General features: G+C 49.4%; 16 protein-coding genes. 9 read left to right on the top strand and 7 right to left on the bottom strand.

What is annotated here, in order from left to right; genetic code table 11:
* The first annotated feature begins 315 nt into the window (after positions 1-315).
* The 6 genes from Q3C19_RS11920 (at position 316) to Q3C19_RS11895 (ending at position 5,497) form a co-directional block, all read left to right on the top strand.
* Positions 316-879 carry a BT4734/BF3469 family protein gene (locus Q3C19_RS11920; protein WP_302729524.1) on the top strand — a complete coding sequence of 188 codons (564 nt, stop codon included), beginning with the start codon at positions 316-318 and terminating at the stop codon, positions 877-879.
* A gap of 371 nt (positions 880-1,250) precedes the next feature.
* On the top strand, positions 1,251-3,128 hold the full coding sequence (locus Q3C19_RS11915; protein WP_302729522.1) for a DUF3987 domain-containing protein: 1,878 nt from the start codon (positions 1,251-1,253) through the stop codon (positions 3,126-3,128).
* A gap of 241 nt (positions 3,129-3,369) precedes the next feature.
* A complete protein-coding gene (locus Q3C19_RS11910) occupies positions 3,370-3,582 on the top strand; it encodes a DUF4248 domain-containing protein (RefSeq protein ID WP_071150351.1) in 213 nt (70 codons plus the stop codon).
* A gap of 409 nt (positions 3,583-3,991) precedes the next feature.
* Positions 3,992-4,498, top strand: coding sequence for a DNA-binding protein (locus Q3C19_RS11905; RefSeq protein ID WP_071150350.1), 507 nt, complete (start codon positions 3,992-3,994; stop codon positions 4,496-4,498).
* 334 nt (positions 4,499-4,832) lie between these two features.
* Entirely contained in the window at positions 4,833-4,946 is a 114-nt protein-coding gene (locus Q3C19_RS11900; RefSeq protein WP_302729518.1) for a smalltalk protein, read from the top strand.
* 14 nt (positions 4,947-4,960) lie between these two features.
* Entirely contained in the window at positions 4,961-5,497 is a 537-nt protein-coding gene (locus Q3C19_RS11895; RefSeq protein ID WP_302729516.1) for an N-acetylmuramoyl-L-alanine amidase, read from the top strand.
* 318 nt (positions 5,498-5,815) lie between these two features.
* Here Q3C19_RS11895 and Q3C19_RS11890 read toward each other — a convergent pair whose 3' ends face one another.
* From Q3C19_RS11890 to Q3C19_RS11860, 7 genes are all read right to left on the bottom strand, one after another.
* A complete protein-coding gene (locus tag Q3C19_RS11890; RefSeq protein ID WP_302729514.1) occupies positions 5,816-6,502 on the bottom strand; it encodes a tyrosine-protein phosphatase in 687 nt (228 codons plus the stop codon).
* A 362-nt stretch (positions 6,503-6,864) separates the two neighbouring features.
* Positions 6,865-9,261 carry a polysaccharide biosynthesis tyrosine autokinase gene (locus Q3C19_RS11885; RefSeq protein ID WP_302729512.1) on the bottom strand — a complete coding sequence of 799 codons (2,397 nt, stop codon included), beginning with the start codon at positions 9,259-9,261 and terminating at the stop codon, positions 6,865-6,867.
* 422 nt (positions 9,262-9,683) lie between these two features.
* A complete protein-coding gene (locus tag Q3C19_RS11880; RefSeq protein WP_302729510.1) occupies positions 9,684-10,517 on the bottom strand; it encodes a polysaccharide biosynthesis/export family protein in 834 nt (277 codons plus the stop codon).
* A 109-nt stretch (positions 10,518-10,626) separates the two neighbouring features.
* Positions 10,627-11,790 carry an MraY family glycosyltransferase gene (locus Q3C19_RS11875; protein WP_302729508.1) on the bottom strand — a complete coding sequence of 388 codons (1,164 nt, stop codon included), beginning with the start codon at positions 11,788-11,790 and terminating at the stop codon, positions 10,627-10,629.
* A 275-nt stretch (positions 11,791-12,065) separates the two neighbouring features.
* A complete protein-coding gene (locus Q3C19_RS11870; protein WP_302729506.1) occupies positions 12,066-12,623 on the bottom strand; it encodes a UpxY family transcription antiterminator in 558 nt (185 codons plus the stop codon).
* 558 nt (positions 12,624-13,181) lie between these two features.
* Positions 13,182-14,405, bottom strand: coding sequence for a site-specific integrase (locus Q3C19_RS11865; RefSeq protein ID WP_302729504.1), 1,224 nt, complete (start codon positions 14,403-14,405; stop codon positions 13,182-13,184).
* A gap of 279 nt (positions 14,406-14,684) precedes the next feature.
* The gene (locus Q3C19_RS11860; protein ID WP_302729503.1) at positions 14,685-17,402 is read right to left on the bottom strand and encodes a two-component regulator propeller domain-containing protein; all 2,718 of its coding nucleotides are present in this window, start codon (positions 17,400-17,402) and stop codon (positions 14,685-14,687) included.
* Positions 17,403-17,667: 265 nt separating this feature from the next.
* On the opposite strand from Q3C19_RS11860, the gene Q3C19_RS11855 reads away from it, so the two are divergent.
* Genes Q3C19_RS11855 through Q3C19_RS11845 form a run of 3 tightly spaced genes read left to right on the top strand, consistent with a single transcriptional unit; the run spans position 17,668 to position 24,535 of the window.
* Complete coding sequence (locus Q3C19_RS11855) at positions 17,668-20,589, top strand: TonB-dependent receptor (RefSeq protein ID WP_302729502.1); 2,922 nt, start codon at positions 17,668-17,670, stop codon at positions 20,587-20,589.
* Between the two features lie 22 nt (positions 20,590-20,611).
* Positions 20,612-22,243: a RagB/SusD family nutrient uptake outer membrane protein gene (locus tag Q3C19_RS11850; protein ID WP_071150341.1), complete on the top strand. Its 1,632-nt coding sequence runs from the start codon at positions 20,612-20,614 to the stop codon at positions 22,241-22,243.
* A gap of 18 nt (positions 22,244-22,261) precedes the next feature.
* On the top strand, positions 22,262-24,535 hold the full coding sequence (locus Q3C19_RS11845) for a BACON domain-containing protein (RefSeq protein WP_302729501.1): 2,274 nt from the start codon (positions 22,262-22,264) through the stop codon (positions 24,533-24,535).
* The last annotated feature ends 33 nt before the right edge of the window (positions 24,536-24,568 follow it).

Genomic DNA, 24,568 nt, shown 5'->3' with positions numbered 1-24,568 from the left:
GTAAATATTAAAAGAGGTTTTGAGCGAAGCTAATTAAGAAGTTAAGCCAATACATTGACTACGCTCAACCTTAAACATTCAGCCTTAAACGCTCAACGCTCAACCCTAAACCCTAAACCTTCAATCCTAAATCTTTGCTCTTTAAAATTTAATCATTTATTACTTTTATTGTTCAATTTTGACTATATTATTCAATAAATAAAAAGCTGCTGTAAAACACTTATTAATCCGTGAATCAATGTCGTTAAAATGTTTGGTAGATTCAGATTTTTATTGTAATTTTACCGCGGAAGTTAACCGTAAATCATTACTAAAATGCTAAACAGTATTATGTCTTTTTTTAATGCTCCTGTCAGCAATAAGGTCCCGACCGGAGTCTGCAATGTTCAGGGACTTTATGAGTATATCACAACAAATCCGAGGCTTCGCGAACTGACCGAACAGGTACGGAGTGTGGCCGATGACAAGCAGGAATATCGTCGGCGCAAACTGGCGTGGCTGCCTTACGTGACACCCGCCGGCGTGTTCTCTTATTGCAAGGGATCCGGACTGCTGGTGCCTTCGGGACTGCTGGTCGTTGATATCGATCATCTGGCTTCGTTGAAAGAAGCGGAGGACTGTCGCGACCGTCTGGCTGCCGACCCCATGCTGAATCCCGACCTGGCTTTTGTCAGTCCCGGAGGACGGGGTGTGAAACTCTTCCTTTCGTATCGCATCATGCCCGAAGAAACGCTGTCGCAAACCTTCGGGAACGCCGTTCAAGCTGCCTGGAGTTATCTGGAACTGCAGTATGGACTGCAACCCGATAAAGCCAACAAGGATCTGTGTCGGGGATGTTTGCTGGCGTATGATGAGGAAGCGAAGAAAATGAAGAATTAAGACTATTCCTCAGCGTAAATATTGAAAGAGGTTTTGAGCGAAGCTAATGAAGAATGAAGAATTAAGAATGAAGAATGAAGAATTAAGGAGTTAAGCTAATTCATTGTACTCTCAACGCTAAACCCTAAACTCTCAACCTTCAACTATTATTCACCACAGATAACGCAGATTATCACAGATTATAAATCCATGTTTTTCCGCGTCATCCGTGTCTTAAACCCTAAACCTTAAACTCTCAACCATTTTTTCATCAACCTTCAACCTTAAATTTTAATCCTTTAAACGTTTAACCTTAAATGTTGTATTAAATATCTGATATTCACCTTCTTTCTGAAGGTTCGTCTTTAATTTTTAATCGATCCTATATTCCAATGGAAAGTATTGAACTATTGCAGCGGCTGGTAGACGCTGTTGAAAAATCGGGAGCAGACATCGCTCCGACCTACCAGGAATACATGTCGATGGCTTTTGCCATAGCCAACAGTTGCGGCGAAGAGGGCCGAACCTATTTTCACCGCTTGTGCCGGATATCGGAGAAGTACCGGCCGACGGATGCTGACAAGCTGTACAACAATGCCCTGAAAGACGGACGCCAGAAAAATTCGCTGGGAAGCGTCTGGCATCTGGCCGAACAGGCGGGAGTGACAATCGACATGAATCTTGCAATCTTGCAATCTTGCAACGTCCCTCACACACACCCACGCGCGCGTACGCGCGAGGAGATACCGGCGAACCCGAAGGAGGAGGTGATGGAGCAGTCGCCTGTGAAAGGTGAACCGCCGACCTGTTTCCCCAACCATGACTGGCCTGCTTTCATCCGGCAGATGATGGACTGCGGTGAAACGCCTGCCCAGCGCGATGTGCTGCTGTTGGGCGGACTGACCGTGATCGGGTCGACCCTCAACAAACTGTTGTACACGCCTTATGGCAAAAAAATGAAATATCCCTGTCTTCAAACATTTATCATTGCGCCCCCCGCTTCGGGAAAGGGCGTTATATCGTGGAGCCGGAGGCTGGCGGAACCTTTGCACAACACCTGCATGGCCAACTACCGCAAGGCGATGGAGACCTATCAGCAGGAACATTCGCAATGGGAATGTCTGGGCAAGGAAAAGGCCAATAAGGCCGAACCGCAAAAACCACCGCTGAAACTCTTTATTATCCCCGGTAACAACTCGGGAACCGGTGTCGTGGAGAACCTGATTGATTCCGACGGCATCGGACTGATCTGTGAGCCGGAAGCCGATACGGTGAGCTCGGCCATCGGCGCCGATTATGGTCACTGGAGCGATACGCTGCGCAACTGCTTCGATCATGAACGCCTGGCTTTCAACCGGCGTACCAACCATGAGTATCGCGAATGCCGCTCGTCGTTCCTCAGTGTGCTGCTCAGCGGAACACCGGCGCAGGTGCAACCGCTGATTCCTTCGGCAGAGAACGGCCTGTTCTCGCGTCAGGTGTTCTACTACATGCCGCCCATCGAGGAATGGGTGGACCAGTTCGACACTTCCGGACAGGATTACGACCGTAAGTTTATCGCCTGGGGGCAGCAGTGGGAGCGTCTGCTTGCGATGTTGCGGACAGCAGTGTGCTCCATTCGTTTTGAACTGACGGCCGAACAGAAGCAGGCGTTCAACAGCCATCTGTCGCAACTGTTCAGTCACGCGGGGGCGACGCATGGCGACGTGATGAAGAGCTCGGTGACCCGTATTGCCGTCAACCTGTGCCGCATGATGAGCATTGTGGCGCTGCTGCGTTCGCTCGAACCGATGATGCAGGACAGCGAAACTGCTGATGCCGCTGCCGGCGAGGCGGACGAGAAGCAACGGTTGCGCGATTTCATGCGTCGTCTGCTGGCCTGTCCGGGGCTTGCTGCCGAAGAAGGCACGCCGCAGGAGAACGTGGCCGACGGTGTGGTGTCGCGCTTAGTGCTGTCCATCAGCGAAGCGGACTTTGAAGCTGTACTGGCGCTGGCCGCTCCGCTTTATCGTCATGCCTGCTATATCCTGGAGTTCCTCCCCACTGTAGAGGTGAAATCCGTGCAGGTGCGCAGGCCGGAAATGCTCTTCAATCTGTTGCCCATGTGCTTCAGCCGTCAGGACCTACTGGTGCAGGCCGAACGGTATGGCATCCCCGAGAACACCATCGACTCGCTGCTGAAACGCTTCACCGACAAAGGGCTGCTGGCGAAGACCGGCCGGGGCGAGTACGAATTTGCCTCGCGCGTACGTGCGCGTGGGTGTGTGTGAGAGACGTTGCAAGATTGCAAGATTGCAAGATTTGTTTTTCCCAGTTGGGGAAATATTTTTTCCTAACTGGGAAAAAAAGGATGCGTTAAAATGAAGAATTAAGAATGAAGAATTAAGGAGTTATGTCAATACATTGACGACTCTCAACTCTCAACCCTCAACTCTCAACCCTCAACCCTCATCCATTATCCATTATCAATTATCAATTATCAATTATCCATTATCAATTATCAATCCCCCTATGTTCCAGATCATATCTTTAACCAAGAGCCGGCTGGCCCGGCATTATTTCCCGGAAGCATCGGCTGTGGTGGCTACCAATCATCTGATGCGCTGGGTGCACGGCTGTCCTCCACTGATGGAGGAGCTGGAGGCAGTAGGCTACTGCCGTTCGCAAAAATGGTTGACTGCACGTCAAGTGGCACTCATTGTTCGTCATCTGGGTGAGCCGTAACCCATAGAAACCCATCAAAACCCATAAGGGCCCGATAGAGAGGATGTATCTTTGCATCGTGAACGAGAAAACAGAGAATTAAAAATTAATAATTAAAAATGAAGAACGTAGAGAATGAAGAATGAAGAATTAAGAATGAAGACTATTCCTCAGCGTAAATATTAAAAGAGGTTTTGAGCGAAGCTAATGAAGAATAAAGGAGTTAAAGAAGTTAAAGAAGTTAAGCCGATACATTGGCTACTCTCAACGCTAAACCCTAAACGCTAAACCCTAAACTTTAAACCCTAAACTTTAAACCCTAAACGCTAAACCCTAAACTCTCAACCCTAAACCTTAAACTCTCAACCCTAAACTCTCAACTTTTCACTTTTAATTAATCATTAACCATTAATCATTAACCTTTACTATTATGGCAATTAAAGTAAAAGCACGCCAGATGAAGCTGGCAGTCGGGCCCTCGAAAGGGCAGTATCGTTTTATCATGTCCACCGAGATCTACAGTACGCTCAAGGAGGACAAGGTTGTTGCAGAAGCCGCGATCCGTTCGGGTATCTCCAAGGGAAGCATCAATGCTGCCTGGGAAGCCATTGGCGACGTGATACGTGCCTGGGCGACGGAAGGTCACTCGGTTGCTATTCCCGGACTCGGTACGATGCGCTTCGGCGTACAGGCCACTTCAGTGGAGAACGTCGAGGACGTGGGTACCGGACTGATCACCACCCGCAAAGTGATTTTCACACCCAGCACCGTGATCAAGGACGAACTGAAGAATACGTCCATCAACATCACTTGCTATGACAAGGACGGCAACGTCATCAAGCAGGTCACTTCTACCGACCCGGGTACCGTGGACGAAGGTGATCCTGAAGTGCCCGGTGGTGGCGGTGGCGGAGGAGGTGAAGATCCGCTGGGCTAAGGCCTCACCCCTGGCCCCTCTCCCAAGGAGAGGGGAAAGGGGAAGATACCACTGAGGATAGTTCTTTAATGAAGAATTAAGGAGTTAAGCCAATACATTGACTGCTCTTAACGCTAAACTCTCAACCTTCAACATTTATTCAACGCAGATTACGCAGATTATCACAGATTAATAATCCATGTTTTTCCGTGTTATCCGTGCCTAAAAAATCTCTACATGAATGTCGCTAAACCTTAAACCCTAAACCCTCAACTTTTAACTTTTAATTTTTAATTGGAATCTCTCTCCATTAACCATTAATCATTAACCATTAACCATTAACCTTTTTCTTACTATGAACGAACCTAATTCTCAAAAAATCACGTGGAAAACAATTATTCATGCCATTATTCAGGCGGCTATTGCGGCGCTGACGGCACTTGGTATCAGTAGTTGTGCCCAACTCTAACTTTTGTTGACCTTATGATTACCGAATCTTATCCTTTGATGTCTGGCGGAGAAGAAGTGCGAAACGAGCGCGAACTTCTTCGCCGGGTGGAGGACGGCACGTTGATGAATGGGGCGGACTCGGTCCGCTTCATTGTCATTCACTGCTCTGCCACCCGTTGTGACCGTGACTATACGGTGGAACAGCTGATGCGCGACCATAAGGCGCGTGGCTTCCGTACCATTGGTTATCATTTCTATATCCGTCGCGACGGGACTGTGACCCGTCACCGGGGTTTGCTGGAGGTGGGGGCGCATTGCCGGCCCTACAACCGTTGCAGCATCGGTATCTGTTACGAGGGCGGATTGAACGAGCAGGGACGTCCTGCCGATACCCGCACCGCGGAGCAGAAAATGCAGCTGATGGAGCTGCTGCTGAAACTCCGTAAACTCTTTCCGCAGGCAAAGATCGTGGGGCACCGTGAGCTTCCCGGGGTGAGGAAGGAGTGCCCGTGTTTTGATTGCGGGGAATACGAGGGAATACAGAACAGGGAAATGAAGAATGAAGAGTGAAGACTATTCCTCAGCGTAAATATTAAAAGAGGTTTTGAGCGAAGCTAATGAAGAATTAGAAGTTAGAGAAGTTAAAGAAGTTAAAGAAGTTAGAGCCAATACATAGACTACTCTAAACCCTCAACGCTCAACTCTAAACCCTCAACGCTCAACCTTTATTCAACGCAGATTACGCAGATTAACGCAGATTGAAAATTTTAAATATCCGTGTGCTCCGTGTCATCCGCGTCTAAAAAAATTTTAAACCCTCAACCCTCAACTCTAAACCCTCAACCCTCAACCCTCAACTCTCAACCCTCAACTCTAAACCCTCAACCCTCAACCCTCAACACTCAACCCTAACCCCTTCTTCTTCACTTTCTCCTTAATCACCGCTTCGAACGCGTGGAGGCGGTGGAGGTCGGTGCCCCAGAAGTCGATGAGCTGTTGTTTCTGGAGCCATTCCACTTTCTTCCGGGCGGCGGGGCCATAGGCACCTGCCAGGGAGGAAAGATTCGACTGGAACTTGATGCCCCGTTCCTTCAGGCGGCGGTAGTCGTCGCGGTCCATGTAGCCGTAGCGTTCGGGGTGGGCCAGGACAGGGTAGTAGCCGCGTGACTTGATACGTTCCAAGGCTCCGTTCAGATCCATTGGCGGGTTGAAGTAACTGGTTTCGACCAGCAGGTGGTTCTGCATCAGGGGCAGGACATCGCCGGCAGCCAGCCGTTCTTCGAACAGGTTGTCGAGCATGTGCTCGGCAGCCAGGTGCAACCGGACGGGACCGGTATAGGCTTCCTGCAACCGGGCAAAGCACTCGCGCAGGAAAGACGGGCTGTTGGGGATGTCCTCCATGATGTGTGGGGTGAGCCACACGGCAGCGATACCCAGTTCTTCGTAGCGACGAAGGACGGCCAGTGACTCGTCGAGGCTTGGCACACCGTCGTCCACTCCCGGCAGGATGTGACTGTGAAAGTCGGTGAAGCCGCACAGGAGGGTGCTGAGGGGGGATTTGGGGAGGAGGAACATTTACTAATTAATAATTAAGAATGAAGAATTAAGAATGAAGAATTAAGAATTAAGAATGAAGAATTAAGACTATTCCTCAGCGTAAATATTAAAAGAGGTTTTGAGCGAAGCTAATTAAGGAGTTAAGCCAATACATTGACTACTCTCAACGCTCAACGCTCAACGCTCAACTTTCAACGCTAAACGCTAAACCTTAAACCCTAAACTCTCAACTTTTATTCAACGCAGATTACGCAGATTTACGCAGATCTAAAAATTAAAAACCGTGTTATCCGCGTCATCCGCGTCTATAAATCTTTAAACCTTCAACCCTAAACCTTCCCCGCCCCCTCTCTTTCGGAGAGGGGACGGGGGTGAGGCCCCTATTTCGATCCATAATAACTTCCTGAACCGTAGCCGTAGTGATAGCCGTAGCGGTAGCCATAGCGGTAACCGTAGTGGCCGCCACTGCCGACGGTGCCGTTCAGGATGAGAGCCATATTCTTGTACTTCTTTTCGTCGTAGATGCGTTGCAGCTCGGGAAGCATGCTGCGTTCCAACAGACCGGTGCGTACGACAAAGAGGGTACGGTCGGCCAGCTGCTCGATGATTTGCGTATCGGCTACCATCTCGATGGGCGGACAGTCGATAAATATATAGTCGTACTGGCTGCGGACAGTATCGATGAGCTGCTTGAGGCGGTCGCTGAACAGCAATTCGGTGGGGTTTGGCGGGATGGTGCCTACCGGGAGGAATTGCAGGTTGGCGTGGCGGGCATCGGTGACGATGATATCCTTCAGGTTGTTGACATGGCCGCTCAGGTAGTTGCTCAGACCGGTTTGCGGAGAGCCGATGTTGGCCGAGGTAGAACCGTGGCGCATGTCACCGTCGATAACCAGCACTTTTTTCTGCTTGATGGCCAGGCTGACCGCAATGTTTATGGCCAGGAAGGACTTGCCGCTGCCGGGATTGAATGATGTGACAACGATGACGTTGGAATGCTGTTCCTTGTCGGTCATAAATTCGAGGTTGGTGCGCAGTACGCGGAATGCCTCGTTGATGATGTCGCGGCTGCCTTCGTGTACGACGATGGGGTTGTTTTCTGTTGATTTCTTGTCCGACGTGCCTTTTTTCTTTGTCGCTGCCTGCGGAATTTCGCCGACAAACGGCAAAGTCAGAGCTTCCAGATCCTTGCGGCCGCGGATGCGGGTGTTCATGGATTCGCGCAGGAAGATGACGGCGACGGGGACAATCAGACCGACGACGAAGGCTATCAGCAGGATATTCTTCTTAGCCGGTGCCGTGGGAACCATGCTGCCCGAGGGTGGCATGATGACACGGGTGTTGTAGGCGGTAAATGCCTGGGAAAGCTCGTTCTCCTCACGTTTCTGGAGCAGGAAGAGGTAGAGGGATTCCTTCACCTTCTGCTGACGCTCGACGGACAGCAGGTATTTGCCCTGTGAGGGGTTGGCGGCGATGCGGGCCGTAGTCTGGCGGGCACTCTGCTGCAAGGCACGCAGCTGGGTGTTGAGCGTGGTGACATAGTTGTCGAGGGTGCGGATGATGGCATCGCGCAGGGCATGGAGCGAATGGTCCATGTCGACTACCAGCGGGTTGGTCTCGCTACTGTTGGCTACCAGGTCGTTGCGGCGCAGCTGCAGGGTGTTGTACTCGGCAATCTGCTTCTCGATGCCGGAGTTCTCGATGCCGGAGTTGGCGGGAAGCAGCTGGTTGCGGCTGGAAGCACCGGTGAGGTAGCTGCGGACGTAGCGGGTCATGGACAGCTGGGTGTTCAGGGTCTGGATCTTGGCATTGGTCTCACTGCTCTCGGCCATGTACATGCTGGCGGCAGCCTGTACGTCGGGCAGCAGGTTCTCGCTCTTGTAGGAGGAGATGTCCTCGTCGACATTGCCCAGTTCGCGCTCGATGACGCCCAGACGTTCGTTGATGAACATGGAGGTGCTGACGGCAATCTGGTTCTTGTCTTTCACCCAGTTTTCGTTGTAGACGGAGATCAGCGTGTTGAGCACGTCTTCGGCACGCTGGGTACAGACATCCTGCAGGGTGAGGTTGACCACGGTAGACTTTTCGTCGTTGAGGGCGACGGACAGCCGGGAAGAATAATCGGCGGTGGCATCCTGCATGCTGATGCGCGATACAAAGACCGTCTGCTGAGCGGCAGTGGAACCGGGGCGTGCATTGACAAGGAGGCGGCCCACGGGGGTCTGGACGGTGTCGTTCAGGGCAGTGACGGCGTCGCCGTCGGCTTCTTCACCGTTGCGTGTGAAGTCGGTGAGCTTCACCTGTCCGTCTTTGTCGGGACGAAGGGTGAAGGAAGCGCTTTCGGCATCGCCCAGGTCGAAGAAGCTGACTTCGTAGGGATTGTCGCTGCCATAAATGACGGGATCGTAGAAACGGCCGTCGGTGGTATAGTTGACATCGAGATGCAGGCGACGGACTACTTCGTACATGACGGCAGGCGACTGCATGGAAAGCATTTCGTTGTTGATGTTGGTGCTGGTGCGGAAAATGTCGATATCGCCCAGCACGCCGGCGGCTTCGTTGCCTGAACCGCTCTTGCCGTCTTCCTTGATGAGCAGGGAGGCGGAACGGGTGTAGACGGGCGGGGTTTTCAACAGGTAGATGGTGGCAGCTCCCAGCAGAATAGCCAGGGAGATGACAAACCAGTACCACTTGGCTAAACACAGGATGAACAGATCCTGAATGCGCAGGAAATCATCGTTTCCCGCAGGCTTGTTTTGAGTTGGTTGTATGACCACGGTTGGAAGTTATAAATTAAGAATTAAAAATTAATAGTTAAAAACTAAAAGTTGAGGGTTTAGCGTTGAGGGTTGAAGGTTTAGAGTTTAGGGTTTAGAGTTTAGGGGTTAGCGTTTAAAAATTTTTTAGACGCGGATGACACGGAGCACACAGATATTTTAAATTTTCAATCTGCGTTAATCTGCGTAATTTGCGTTGAATAAAAGTTGAGAGTTTAGGGTTTAAGGTTTAGCGTTGAGAGTTTAGGGTTTAGCGTTGAGAGTAGTCAATGTATTGGCTCTAACTTCTCTAACTCCTTAACTTCTTAACTCCTTAATTCTTCATTAGCTTCGTTCAAAACCTCTTTTAATATTTACGCTGAGGAATAGTCTTCATTCTTCATTCCTCATTTTTCATTCTTCATTTTAAAGCGTTCTTCATTTTATTTGAATACCAGCACTGCAATGGTTGTGAGGAACGAGGCGAGTGACAGCCAGAAGGCAGTGGAGCGCACGTTGTTGCCGTTGACGGTGGACTGGCGGGCTTTCATATCGTTGGGCTCGATGTAGACTACATCGTTCTGCTGCAGGTAGTAGGCCGGTGAGGTGTAGACGTATTCGCCGGAGGTGATGTCGACACCGTAGACACGCTGCATGCCGTTCTCCTGACGCATGACCATGACTTTCTTGCGGTTGCCGTTGATGGTGAGGTCGCCTGCCATGCTCAGGGCATCGAGCAGGGTGACATGGTCGCGGTCGATGCTGAAACGTCCGGGGTTGTTGACTTCGCCCAGGATGGAGAAGCAGAGGTTCATGTATTCGACAGTGACAACGGGATCTTTCACCAGGTTCTGGCGGAGCAGTTCGCTTTTGATGTAGGCGGCGATCTCTTCGCGGTCCATGCCGGCTACCTTGATCTTGCCGAGTACGGGGAAGTCGATTTCACCGTTGCGGTCGACAGTATAGCCGGATACGCCTTGGGATTGAGCTGTGGAGGAACCGGAACCACTGCTGTTTGTGTTGACCTGGTTGAACTGCATAGAGACCGTAGGCAGATTGAACAGCATGGCGAGTTGCGGGTCGCGGCAGCTGACGATGATAGAGATCTTGTCCTCGGGACCGATCTTGATGGCAGGAGACGACGCAAGTGCTATTTCGCTCTCACCGGGGGTGAGGTCCTGAAAATAGACGACGTTTTTGGAGGCATTGCAGGAACTGAGCAGGAGCATACCCGGCAGGAGCAGGAGCATGATCCAGGATAATGAACTTTTTTTCATGTCTCTATTGAGCGGGAATTAAATTGATAATTGATAATTGATAATTGAAAATTGAAAATTAAAAGATGAATGGGGGTTCAGGCACGGATGACAGGGATAACACAGAATTTTAATTTTTTCCCTCTGTGAAACGCTGCATCCTCTGTGGTGAATTTTTAATTTTTAATTTTTCATTATTAATTGCTTTAATTTTCTTTGTCAGCCATATGTTGGCTATTGTCCAGATGAAGAAGTCGCCTAACAGAATCCAGTTGATGTTGAGGAACTGCAGCAGCAGGAGGTTGGATAGGGTGAACAGCAGGGAAACCAGAATGATGGTGACCATGGCTGTACGCTGCTTCATGCCGATGGCGAGCAACTTGTGATGGATATGGTTTTTGTCCGGCAGGAACGGATTGCGGCCGTTGCGCACCCGGTGCAGATAGACCCGCACTACGTCGCAGCAGGGGATGAGCAGGGGAGAGAAAAAGCAGACCATGAGGAAAGAGTCGTCGACACCGCTTTCCGACGGTTTCAGAGACAACAGTTTGAAACCGAGGAGAGCGAGCATCATGCCGACGGTAAGGCTGCCTGTGTCGCCCATGAAGATCTTCCGCTGTTTTTCGGGGTTGCCGAATACATTATAATAATAGAAGGGGATGAGTACGCCCAGTGTGGCGAACGAGAACATGGCATAGATGTATTGCCCGCAATGGAAGAACATGATTCCGTAGACCAGCAGGGCGATGCTGCACAGACCGGAAGCCAGACCGTCGATGCCGTCGATGAGGTTGATGGCATTGATCAGGAAGACGACTGACAGCACGGTGAGCGGGTAGCCGATGAAAGCCGGCAGGGCATGGATGCCCAGAACGCCGTCCAGGTTGTCGATCCAGATACCGCCGGCGATGAGCATCAGTCCGCACAGAATCTGGATGACGAACTTGGCACGGTAGCGGACGCCGATGAGGTCGTCGGCCATGCCGGTGAGGTACAGAATCATGATGGTACAGAATCCGAACGTCAGCGTACTGGCATTGCGTTCGGCTTCTACCAGAATTTCAGTATGGCCCAGTAGCAGATTGATTCCCAATACTAAGGCGAATGAGAAGAAAACTACGGGCTTAAAGGCAATGCCTCCCAACCGAGGGACGACTCCCTGGTGGATTTTCCGTTCGTTGGGCATGTCGAAAAGCCGACGCCGGAAGGCAATCAACAAAATCTGTGGGATGACGATTCCCGCACAGAAAATACACAGTAAAAGAACTGATAAACAGTTGAGTGTCCAAAGCATATCTGTAAATGTTTTGTTTTAGGTTAAATGCTTAACTTTCGCTGGGGCTCAAGTGGGAGTTGACAAGTCGTGAGTTGACAAGTTGGCAATCCTTGTGGTCTTGTTAACTCGTCAACTTGTCTCCTGAAAGCAGTAGGCAATCCTTGTGGTCTTGTTAACTCGTTCCCTTGTCTCCTAATAAATTGAGCACTTGCGAAACTTAATTTAAATATATGACGGAGGCTGCTGTACCTGTTATCCTGATTGCAGCCTTGCCCGCAGGCAATAGGCTGCTATTAGTGAGCCTCCTTGATTGGTTCTGGCACTGTGGGTTTCTTCGATATTATCTCTAAAAAAGAACGTGGAATATACGACGTAAGGACAGCGCACACTCCCTGAATGGAGACCACCAGTCTCCGGTTTTTCTTAACGCGACAGATATACCCTTCGGCACCCTTGAACTTGCCGTCGGTCACCCTTACGCGGTCGCCCTGATGGAACTTGGGGGCGTCGTCGTAATATTCGATGCCTTTTTCGCCGGCAGAAGTGACCAGCATGAAGGTGTTCATTTCCTCGTCGGGGATGACAAGCGGGATCCTTTTCATATCCTCCAGGCGGGTATAAAGGATGACCTTGTCGGTGAACATCTTCTGAACCTTCAACGCATCGGCCGTGGTGGCACGGAAAAACATGAGGGAACTGATCATCGGCTTGCGCACCGTTTTTTTGATTCCGTTCCGGATGACTAACGTTTCTTCGCAAGGGATATACGTTTCGATGTGCTCTTTCTCCAAAGCCTTTTCGATGTCGAAGACTTTGTTATAAAACACTTTTAAAGCAAACCAGTGCATCATGGGGATTGTTTTGAATTGTTTTTTGGTTCGTGGAAGTTGGTCTTTACTTCCGTTTTTTACTTCCGTATTTTGTGGTTCACCTATGCGAAGTTTGGGTATATACTCTCCATTCCTGCACTTCCTGAACTGTTTGTCCGAGAAATGCAGCACTTAGAGTTAATTTGCTTGTTCTCAATGAGAAACTCCGAAATCCGGGTCACCCCTAAACACAGTAGGCGACTACCGTAACCCTGCCTTTCTGCCGTTTCTATGTAGGAGACGTGTAGTTTATCTTACCATTGATAACCATACGCATAGGCTAACTAAAAACACATTTATATTCGGTTTGTTCATTTCCGGGTCCGAAGAAAACCCGTTTTTTTGCCGGTTGTCTGTTTTGCTTTTTTCCTTCTGCTGTTTTCAACACCCTTTAAACAGCTTCTCTTTTCTAGGTTTGTAAACCTTTGATTCCATGCAACGTTTCTTTTTGCTCAAAAGAGGCATTTAATAAAAAAAACATATAAAATATTTTTTCATTTATTGGATTATACCTACATTTGCACGCTTTTCTAACGTCTCCTACATAGAAACGGTAAGGTTGAAATCCCGCAATATTCCTCTGTTTGCATCATCTATAATTGTATTGTTCAACGAATCCAGGTAGATCCGGGTGGTCTTCTCGGAGGTGTGTCCCATGCCGGCGCTGATGACGGAAAGGGGGATGTCGTGGTTGCGTGCGGCAGTGGCCCAGCTATGGCGCGAGGTGTAGGAGGAGAGGCGGAGTGTCTCGCTGACGAGCGCGCCCAGCTGTTTCAGCTTCTGGTTGTGGTAGTTCAGTCCTGTCTGGTACTGCCGGTAGGCCTGTTCGGGGTCGGCCGACGTGATGACGGGGAAGATGTAGGGACTGTCGGGGCGGGCGGGCAGGTAGCGTTCCAGGATGTTGCGGATGCAAGGCTCGATGCGCAGTGTCAGGCGCTGGCCGGTCTTGTGGCGGTAGTAGGTGATGGAGCCGTCGGCAATATCCGATTTTTTCAGATAAGCCATGTCGACGAATGCCATGCCGCGCGTACAGTAACTGAATATGAAGAGGTCTCTTGCAAGGAGCAGGGACGGGTGGCCGGACAGGTTGAGCCTTTGCAGCTGGAGGATGGTCTCTTCGCTGACTGCCCGTTTGGGGGTAGGGGCGATGCCGGTGTAGACCTGGGCGAACGGGTAGGACTGTTCGGCCAGTTTTTCGCGTACGGCCTTGTTGTAGGCGGCGCGCAGGATGCGCATGTAGAACGAGCTGCTGTTGCGCCGGACGTTGCGTTGGGCCAGCCACTTCTCGTACCGGCCGATGAGGGTGGCGTCTACGGCGGGGAGGGGGACATCGGTGCCTTTCAGAAAGGTGGAGAAGCTGCTCAGGGTGCGCCGGTAGTTGCGGGAGGTGCCATACTGGTTGTTGTCCTGAAGCCGGAGGATTTCTTTTTGCAGATACTCCAGTATGCCGTTGGAAGCCAGGTCGGACTGGAAGAGGCGGACGACATCGGTCAGGGTGTAGGGTTGGGCGGCGGCGTCCAGCTGTCGGACGATTTCGCGCAGTTTGTGTACGTCCTGTTCGATCTGTCTGCGGTAGGCCGAGACGGTGGCGGCGTTGTCGGGTGTGGTGATCAGTTCGCGTTTTTGAGGGTTCCACCAGTGGGGGAAGATCCGCATGGAGGTAGTAATTTGTTTGTTTTCCTGTCTGTGGCAAAGCTGGTAGCAGACCGCTCCTGCTTTCCCGTTGACCGCCGACGGGCGGAATTTTACTTTGATTGTTGCCATACTATTTTGTTTTTGGGATTTACATTGCGAAGCTAATGAAGAAGCGAGGAATAATTAAGAATGAAAAATTAAAAATTAAAAATTAATAGTTGGGTTTAGGGTTTAGCGTTTAGGGTTTAAGGTTGAGGGGGATTTTTTAGACGCGGATGACGGGGATGAGGCGGATTTACGATTTAATCTGGGTAATATGGCTGGATTGGTTTCGCTGAACTTTTCTTTTATTTAGTGCCAAAAGAAATAGAATAAAATATTTTTCATATCGATATAATAATACAGGTTTTACTTCAAGCTGCTTTGATGGCGGAATTGCGAGGGGGACAGCCCTGTCGTTTTCTTAAAGATGGTGCTGAAATAGCGTTGATAGGTGAAGCCCAGGCAGTCGGATATTTCGGAGATGCTGAGGTTGGTGTTCGTCAGCAGCTTTTTCGCTTTTTCTATCTTGCGGTGGTTGATGTATTCGCTCGTTCCCATGCCGGTGGCCTGCTTCAGCTTGTTGTAGAGCGATGTGCGCCCCATGGCCATTTCGTTCTGCAAAAAGTGGTTGTCGAGGTTGGGGTTGTCGATGTTGTTGTCAATCACTTCGTTCAGGCGGGCGATGAAGCGCAGCCTTTCTTCCTGCTCGCGCTCGTTCTTGGCGATCAGCAGTTTGTACTTGTGCGCCATGCGCTTTTGCAGCAGCCATATTCCGCCGGTGAAGAGCATAATGAATATGAGCAGACAAAGGCCAATGAACCAGGGTCTTTGCCAGATGGGGGCCTGGACGTGGATGTGGAGCAGCTCCATGGGCTTGCTCCAATTGTTGTTGGTGTTGCAATTGGCCAGCAGGGTATAGTTGCCGGGATTCAAGTGGCCCAGTTCTACGCTTCGCGAGGCGCTTTGGATTTTCCTCGGTTCGTCTCCCTCAAGGATGTAGTTGAAGAGGTGCTTGCAGAAGGGCACACTTTCGTCAACAATCACTTTGAAGTTGATGGACGAGTGTTGGTACGGCACTACCAGCTTCCGGTGCGGCAATACGTCGCGGGTGATGTCCTTGCCGTCCAGGTTGATGCTGAGCAGGTTTACGGCGGGGGCATAGTCATCCACTATTTCGATGTTCTGGTTGATGACCGTTAGCCCTTGTGTCCCGCCCATGTAGATATTCTGGCTGAGCGACCTCGGCATGGGGGTGAAAATGTACTCGTTGGGCTTCACGCCGTCCGTCTCGTCCAATATCATGGTCCGCTTCTCGTGGATGAAATAGACCAGCAGCATGTTGTTGGCTCCTATCCAGATGCGCTCCTTGGAGTCTGATGTCAGGCTCTGGATGTTCTGGAACAGTATGTTTTGCACCTTTTTAGACAGCTTGCTTGCCGTGTTATAGTAGTACAAAGCGTAATCGCTGCCTATCCAGAAGTTGCCTTGGCTGTCAATGCAGGCCGAGGTGAGCGACTCGTTGCCTGAAACGCTGAAGAGCAGGGTGATGCTTTTCGAGGCCTTCTCAATTTGCAGCAGTTCTTTATAGCTCATGATGTAGATGTAGCGGTCGTCCTCATGCACAGGTTGCGCGTTCATGAGCTGGTAGTTTTCCACGTTGGGCGGGGTGGAAAGCCGGTAGGTTTCATGCGTATGCCGGTTGTATATATAAATGTGGTAGCCGAAGATGTAGATTTCGTCGGGGGTGGCATACAGGTTTACCAAGTCGCCTTTGGCAAACTCTTCCCGGGCTGTATGGCTGTCTATAAGTGGGTAGGGAGTAATCTGGGCCGTGCGCTTGTCGAAAAGATAAAACCCATCGTTGAAGCATGATATGAGCAGCTTGTCGGGTGAGAATGAGACGATGGACACCACTTTCTTGCCGCTTGTGGAGGGGAAATGCCGGAACAGTGTGGTGTGCTGGTCGTAGGCATTGAGGCCACCTCCGTCCGTGCCAATCCACAGTAAGGTGTCTGCCTCCTCGTGCAATGCGGTGATTGTCGGCTCGCTCAGGCCGTATGGAACGTTTGGTGGTGTGTCTTTGTACGTCTTGATGTGATTCTTGATGATGGCGAACAATCCGGCATGCACGCTCCCTCCCCAGATGTTTCCTTTCCTATCCTTGTAAAGGCAAAAGATGGAGTTGTTCGGCAGGGAAAGAGGGTCGCTCGGAATGTGCTTTATACATTTTACCTCATCGGTATGCAAGTCCAGCAGATTGATTCCCCCTCCGTCTGTGCCCATCCAGATGATGCTGTCCTTTTCTACAAAGTCAGAAACCACGTTGTGTGTAAGCTTGCCGTTTTGCACGGAGAAGTGCCCGTCGGGAGTCCCGTCGTGCCGGTATCTGAAAACTCCATTGCCATAGACCGATACGTACAGGCGCTTTTGGCTATCGACAAAAATGCTGTTGACATTGTGCTTCTGCACAAACGGGCAGCGCGACATGGTTTGCCGCTTCAGGTCGTATATCCAGATGCCGTCGTGTTTGCAGGAGGCGATGTAGGTTTGGTCATCCCAAAGGGCAATGTGCGTGATGCATTTGTTTAGATCTCCTTTTACTTCATTTATCAACGGGGCGAGTGACCGGCTCTGGTAATGATAGCTGTAAATCGTGTTGCGGCCACCTAACAGCAGGACACTGTCGGTATGCAGGCAACTCCATGCTTCGAATGGCTTTCCTTCATACAGAAGTGGGCTGAACTGTTTAAGCGCCGGGTCAAACGTTCCGACCCCATGGTTGGTGGATAGGTATAGTTTTTGGTCGGCCCCTTCGGTGATGAATTTAATGTAGTTGTCGGGCAGCGATTTCGGGTCGGAGGGATTGTGAAGATAGTTTTTCAGTTCAGATTGGTCCCAGCTGTTGAGTCCGTTCTTCGTCCCAATCCATACGATTCCTGCATGATCGCAGAAGATGCATTGCACTCTGGTATGTGTCAGTCCCTCGTTAAGCGAGAAGGGGATGAAAGAAAGTGTCTCCTGGATGGCATGTAAGGGCAGACACAGAGTAAACGCAAAAAGTATGGCAGTTATGATGTGTCTCATGATATAAATGATTAATCCGGTCTCAAATATAGAGATTATTTGGGTAAAAATAGCCAAAATGAACATTTATTGATGTCTTAAGATTATTTGTTGACTTATCCAAATCTAAATTTGATACTTTATAACTATTTGTTGAGCAGGATAAAAGGCTGTTTATTTAATTTTGGTGGTCAGAGAAATAAACCTATATTAACAGTTATTTATTACTTAATCCTATTTTAATATGAGTAGTATAAGAAAAGTTGCAAGATGCTTGTTTTTGTGTATGCTTGTATCCGTATCTTCCACATGGGCACAAGTTACGCAAAACTATAGCGGTGTCGTAGTCGATGCTGCGAGCAGCGAACCTTTGATTGGGGTGAATATCACTCAAGAAGAAACAGAAACCGGTACAATTACCGATGTGGATGGGAGATTTGTCATTCATGCTACCGAGGGGGCCATGTTACACATCTCTTATATTGGTTATGAGACGCAAGAGGTGCAGTTGGGGAAGGAGACCAATTTGCAGATTCTCCTTAAAGAAGACCTGACCCAGCTGGACGAGGTGGTGGTAATCGGTTATGGTGCGGTGAAGAAGTCAGACCTTACGGGGTCCGTTTCGTCTATCTCGACTAAACAGTACAAGGAACAGCCGGTGAAGCGTGTGAGCGATATTCTTCAAGGCCGTGCCACAGGTGTGCAGGTCACCAATACCGATGGTATGCCCGGTGGCGGTGTGAAAATTCGTGTGCGTGGTACTACCTCTATTAATACCGGGTGTGAGCCGTTGTATGTGACAGATGGTGTAGTGGGCGGCGGGCTTGACATGAACCCCGACGACATTGCTTCCATCGAGGTGTTGAAGGACGCATCTGCTACGGCCATTTACGGTTCGCGCGGTGCCAATGGCGTTATCCTTATCACGACTAAAAAAGGAGCAGAAGGCAAACCCAGCATTTCGGTTGAGGCTAATGTAGGTATCTCGAATATCATCAAGAAGTATGACTTGCTTTCGCCTTACGAATATGCACAGGCCCTGAACTATTATAGAGGAGGTGCTACTATATCGGCTGAAGATATGGAGGCATACCGCACAGGACAGAAAGGTATTGATTGGCAGGATATAATGTTGCAGACCGGGGTGAGCCAGGATTACAGAGTCAGTGTTTCGGGCGGTAATAAGAAGAACCGGTATTACATATCTGCCAACTTCCTCGATCAGACAGCCATCACCATTACTACCAAGAACCAGCGGGCACAGATGCGTGTCAACCTGGACAACGAGCTTACAGACCGTCTTACTATGTCGACGAAACTCAGCATGAGCTATTCGCATCGTCATAATGGCGATATCGACATGATGACTTTCCTGAACTACTCGCCTACCATGGAGATGCGCGATCCGGAAACGGGAATATATAATAAAGACCCGTACAATGCCGTTGACGCTAACCCTTACGGTCGGCGTGTGGAAAACTATGAGGATAGCTACAACTATAATTTTGATGGAAATGTAAACCTTACCTACAAGATTATTGACGGTTTGACGTTTTCTGCACAAGGCTACCTTAATTATAGCCATTCGCCCAGCTATACCTTCACTTCTTCATTGACAGCTCCCGGTGAGTTGAGCGGAATGACGAATAGCGGTGTTCATGGGGTGACGTGGCAAAACATTGAGAACGTTACTTACGACAAGACGTTTAATAAAGACCACCATCTTACTGCTACGGCAGTATTTGAATTGAGCGGCTACGAGGGTAAGAACATTTCAATAGCAGGTTCAGAGTTGAACAACGAGTTTGTAGGATATTGGAATGTGAACAATGCCGCAAATATTACGGCAAACAACGGATATTCCGCTTCATCCATGGTGTCGGCTTTAGGTCGTGTGATGTATAGCTATAAGAGCCGTTACATGGCTACCGTTACTCTGCGTGCCGATGGTTCTTCGAAATTCAGCGAGGGCAATAAGTGGGGCTATTTCCCGTCTGCCGCGTTGGCTTGGAATATAGCAGAGGAAAACTTCATGCAGAATCAAAATATATTTGATCAATTGAAACTGCGTGCCAGCTTCGGCGTGTCGGGTAATTCCGGTATTTCCTCTTACTCTACTTTGGGAATGCTCGCCGAAAAGAATTACGACTCGTGGGGAAGCGGACAAATATGGAACGGCTATTGGAGCGGCTTGCCCGCCACTCCCGATGTCACTTGGGAGAGCACTTATCAGTATAATGTAGGTGTGGATGCTTCGGTACTGGACGGACGCTTGAGCTTTACCGCCGAATGGTTCCGCAAGGATACCAAGGACTTGTTGCTGCGGAAACCCATTCCGGCTTATAACGGCGGTGGCAGCTTCTGGGTGAACCACGGCGAGATTCGTAACCATGGTGTGGAATTCAATATAGCAGCCACCCCGGTAGCTACTAAGGACTTGCGTTGGGATACTTCGTTCAATGCTTCTTGGCTGCACAACGAGGTGATAGACTTAGGTGGTGACGACTTTATTGTGGGAGAGAATCTTACAGGATTTGGCGCCGGCCCTATCGAGATTAAGAAGGTTGGCTATCCCATCGGTTCGTTCTATGTGTATGAATGGCAGAACTTCAGCAAAGATGGTCTGAACCTTTACAAGCATCAGGCAGATGGTAGTTATACCTCCACTCCTACAAGTGACGATTTGGTGGTGAAGGGTCAGGCTGAACCGAGCTGGACATTTGGCTGGAACAATACTGTGACTTGGAAGAATTGGACATTCAACTGTTTCTTCAACGCAGCTTTGGGAGCCGACCGTCTTAATATGAGCCGCTTTGCCATGTCTTCCATGGTGGGTAAATATAAATTCATCACCTTGGCCGATGCTTACTACAAGAGCTGGGACATGGTGGAGAACAAGGCCGATGCCCTTTACTCAACCCATAGTAACAGCAATAACAAGGATTATCCCGATTCAGATTTCTATCTGGAAGATGCTTCTTACATTAAGCTGAAAAACATCACTGTGGCTTATACCATCCCGCGTAAGTGGGCGCGCATAGCAGACTTGCAGCTCTCGGTAAGTGCCCAGAATGTCTTTACTCTGACCCATTATACCGGTATGGATCCGGAAGTAATCAATGCAGGCCCTTACGGACTCAATGGTGTGGATATGGGTGCTTATCCGGTTCCCCGTACCTTTACATTCGGTGTGAAACTTAATTTCTAAGTAACATAAAAAAACTCTCAATATGAAAAAGATATATCAATTATTGACGGCAGCCGGCATGGTGCTCTTGCCATTTACAATGACTGGTTGCCAGGATTTTCTGACCGAAGACCCCAAAGGACAAATGGCGGTAACAAATTTCTTTCAGACTAAAGGCGACTTGGATAAGAGCCTTAATGCCCTGTACGGCGTTTTGGCTAATGCCATGTATGCCAACAATGCCATAGGCTTTGATGCTGTACGAGGCGATGACATGAGTACCCACCCTGCCAGCAACAAACAGCCTATCCGTGAAGTGGATACTTATGATGTGTCTGATAACAATACTTGGGTGGATGAGTTGTGGACACGGCGTTGGGAAGTGGTGAAGGCAGCCAACTTCATCATTGAGAATGCTGGACGTACTCCCGTAGAAAAAGAGTATGTGGATGCTACGTTAGGGCAAGCTTATTATTGGCGCGCTTATTCATACTACTATCTGGTCACTACTTGGGGACGTGTGCCAATGGTAGTGAAAGATGAGGTGGAGTATAATATGCCCTTGGCTGAGGTGGAAGACATCTATGCCCTTATTGTGGATGATTTGAAAAAAGCAGAAACCATGCTGCCGGATAATTATACCAATGAACCTTATGCGCGTAATGGTGTGAACATAGCGGTGAATAACGCGGCTGCTAAAGCTACTTTGAGCTATGTCTATATGACTATGGCGGGATGGCCTTTGAATCTGGGTGTAGAATATTACAAACTTGCTGCCCAGAAAGCAAAAGAAGTGATTGACGGTGTGGAAGACGGTACGTGGAACTACCGCTTGCTGGATGAGTACAAGGATGTTTATTCGATGAAATGGAACGAAAACAATCCCGAAGTGCTTTTAGGAATACACTATAATCTTTCTTCGGGTGCGTTGACCAACGCCGTGGTGTGCGACTTTATGCAAGATATGGCTTATGGCGGCGGTTGGGAAGACACGCATGGTGAGATAAAATTCTGGAAAGATTTCCCGGACGGTCCCCGCAAGGAAGCAAGTTACTTCCCGAAAATTATTTTGCAAAGCGAAGCGAAAGAAGGTACACTGCGCGACTGGTGGGAAGATCCCGACCCGGCATCTCCTCGCGTATCTCTGGCTCCGTGCTTTATGAAGAAAGTGGAAGGATTGAATGGTGCAGAATTTGACTATACCAATCCTGCAGCTCTGAGCTTTGAGGGTCAGAAACAGCATCAGGTAATCCGTCTTTCGGAGGTATATTGCTGGTATGCTGAGGCTGTAGGACGTGCTAAATTGGGTGGAGCCGATAAGACTGAAGCTATACGTCTGCTTAATGAGGTGCGTAATCGTGCCGATGGTGCAGAGAGCAATATTTATAGTGCTTCGATGAGTGATGAGGAATTGGCCGAAGCTGCTTATAACGAGCACGGCTGGGAGATTGGCGGTTATTATTGGGCAAATATTGCTACTCGTGCGCGCGACATGTTCCGCATGAACCGCTTGAAAGATCACTTTGAATATCGCAAGGAGAATCCTGAGATAGAGGTCGCTCCCGGTGTGTTTGTCAAAGAGGCCATACCCGTTACAGGTGTGTGGGATGACAGCAAGATGTACTTCCCCTATCCGGCACGCGATGCGGCGAACAATCCTAACTTAAAAAACTAATTCTAAGGAGCAAATAATATGAAGCTGAAATATTTCTGTATAGCTATTGCTGCTGTTTGCATGTCTGTGCTCACGGCATGTAGTGACTTCATGAGAGAGAAAATGGATGTGGTCGATATGAACCTGTCGGGCAATGTCATTTCTTTTGAGGCAGCCCCGTCAACAGATCAGGATCAGACCATCCAAGTGGAAACCGATGCGTCATGGAAAGTGACGATTACCCAAGGCACGGAGCAATGGCTTACTGTGACTCCGATGGAGGGTACTGGCAATGCCACCCTTACTTTCCATGCAGACAAGAATACGGGGCCTGCACGTAGTGCCATAGTGACGGTGTCTGCCGTGCAAGCAGAATTGCTGGATATTACCGTCAAACAAAAGGCTCAAATGGAAGGGGATAAGTATAATCTTGACAGCTTTGACGGCCTGTTCTTCACCGGCTTGAACGATGCTCCCAATCCTATTACGTTGGTGGATCATGAAGGCTGTGAAGACGGTAAGGGTATTCGTATATATACCCGTCCGGGAGAAGAACATATGGGTACCAATGGTGACCGCTTCAAGGTGAACACCAATAAAATGTATTACTCCGGGCGTTACGAGTGGCGTGTGTATATTCCCAAACTGGGCATGAACGATCGTACCAGTGTGGCAGGATTCATTTATAATGACGACCGGCACGAGCTTGACTTTGAGATTTCTTCCGGAACTGCCGAAAATCGTGCTACGTATGGTGCTGCTGATGATGAACTGCTTTGCCTTATCTCCAGCCAGGCCAACCCGTTTGTGGGAGTGACCACCGTCATCAAAGCAGATGCATGGCATACCATTGCCATAGACATGAAGTTGAATGACGAAGGTAAATATGTGGCCGAGTGGCTGGTTAATGATGAACCTATCACTTCGCAGGTTATGGATTTCGGAGAAGAAATTGCTTTCCGTCCAATCTTTAGTGTGGAGAACCTGATGGGTATGGGCGACCATGCTGCCACGCAAGAGAATTATGCTATCTTTGACTGGTTCGAGTACATTCCTTATGAGTATTCGAAAGATCCTATTGGTGGCGATACCGACGAACCCGAGCCTGACGGAGAGACTGTAAGATGGGACTTTGATGACAATATGGTTCCTGCAGAGTGGGTATCTCCTGGCACCGCAACTGTTACCGATGGATGGCTGACGCTTCCTATGCCTAATTGCCATACTTTGATTAACGAGGATATGGGAGCCGGAAAGGTGACTTTCGAAATTGATGTTCCTCAAGTAAGTGTTGGCGAGAAGTACGTGGCAGGGCCTAATATTTCTGTAAACAATGTTCCCGGTGTGGAGCGTTCCTTCTCCATGTTCGTATGGGCCGGAAGCCAGGCAGACCGTGATGCGGTAGGTGCACTGCCGGGTCAGATGTTGGTACGTTGCTATACCGAAGCTTTGGGAGTGTTCAATTATCCTATTGATCCGGGCAAGCATACCTTTACGCTTGATTTGCGCCTGAATGCCGACGACCAATATTATTGTACCTGGATAGTGGATGGCGTGGATGTGACGACATTCCAGACTTGGTACACCTCGGCTGAAAACAAGTTCAACTTGCAATTCAGCACCATGTCAAATGGAGGTGGCTGGCAAGGTAGTACAGAGTGCTCGCGTGACTATGAAACCAAGTACAACTATATTGAGTATAAGAAATATGGTGAATCTGGGAGCGGGGAAGACAACACGGTTGCTTTCGAATTCGATGAGGCTCCGGCCGGTTGGACGTTAGGCGATGCTGTAATCAGCGATGGTGCCCTGAACGTTTCTAACGGACAGGTGGTGACTACCGATATAGTTGCCGGTGCTGCCAAGTACGCTTTTGAGCTGGATGTGCCCGAAGTGCCGGCCGGCGAAAAGTGGCTGAACGGAGTCAACATCTATGCCACCAATGCAGAGGAGCGCACCTTCTCGATCTACGTTTGTCCGGGTGCGCAGGCTTGGCGCGATGCTGCCGGTGCCATTCCGGGCCAGATGCTCATACGTTGCTATACCGAGCAGATGGATCCTTTCTTCTTGGCCATTGACCCGGGCGTACATACGTTCGAGTTGGACTTGCAGCTTAACGAAGACGGATACCTGCCTATATGGTATGTGGACGGTCGTGAGATAACACGCAAGCAAACGACATATACTTCCGAAGACTTTACATTCGGGCTGGAATTCCGTAACTTTGTCGATGGTGCTGCTTGGCAGGGCGATAGCAACTGCACCAACACTTATACCGGCAAGTACAACTGGTTTAACTATACTCCTTATTGATATTATTAATTTAACACTTATGTAGATTCTGCT

This window comes from Bacteroides sp. ET489 (genome assembly GCF_030518095.1).
Classification (GTDB): domain Bacteria; phylum Bacteroidota; class Bacteroidia; order Bacteroidales; family Bacteroidaceae; genus Bacteroides; species Bacteroides ndongoniae.
This window is presented reverse-complemented; position numbering and strand designations above follow the sequence as displayed.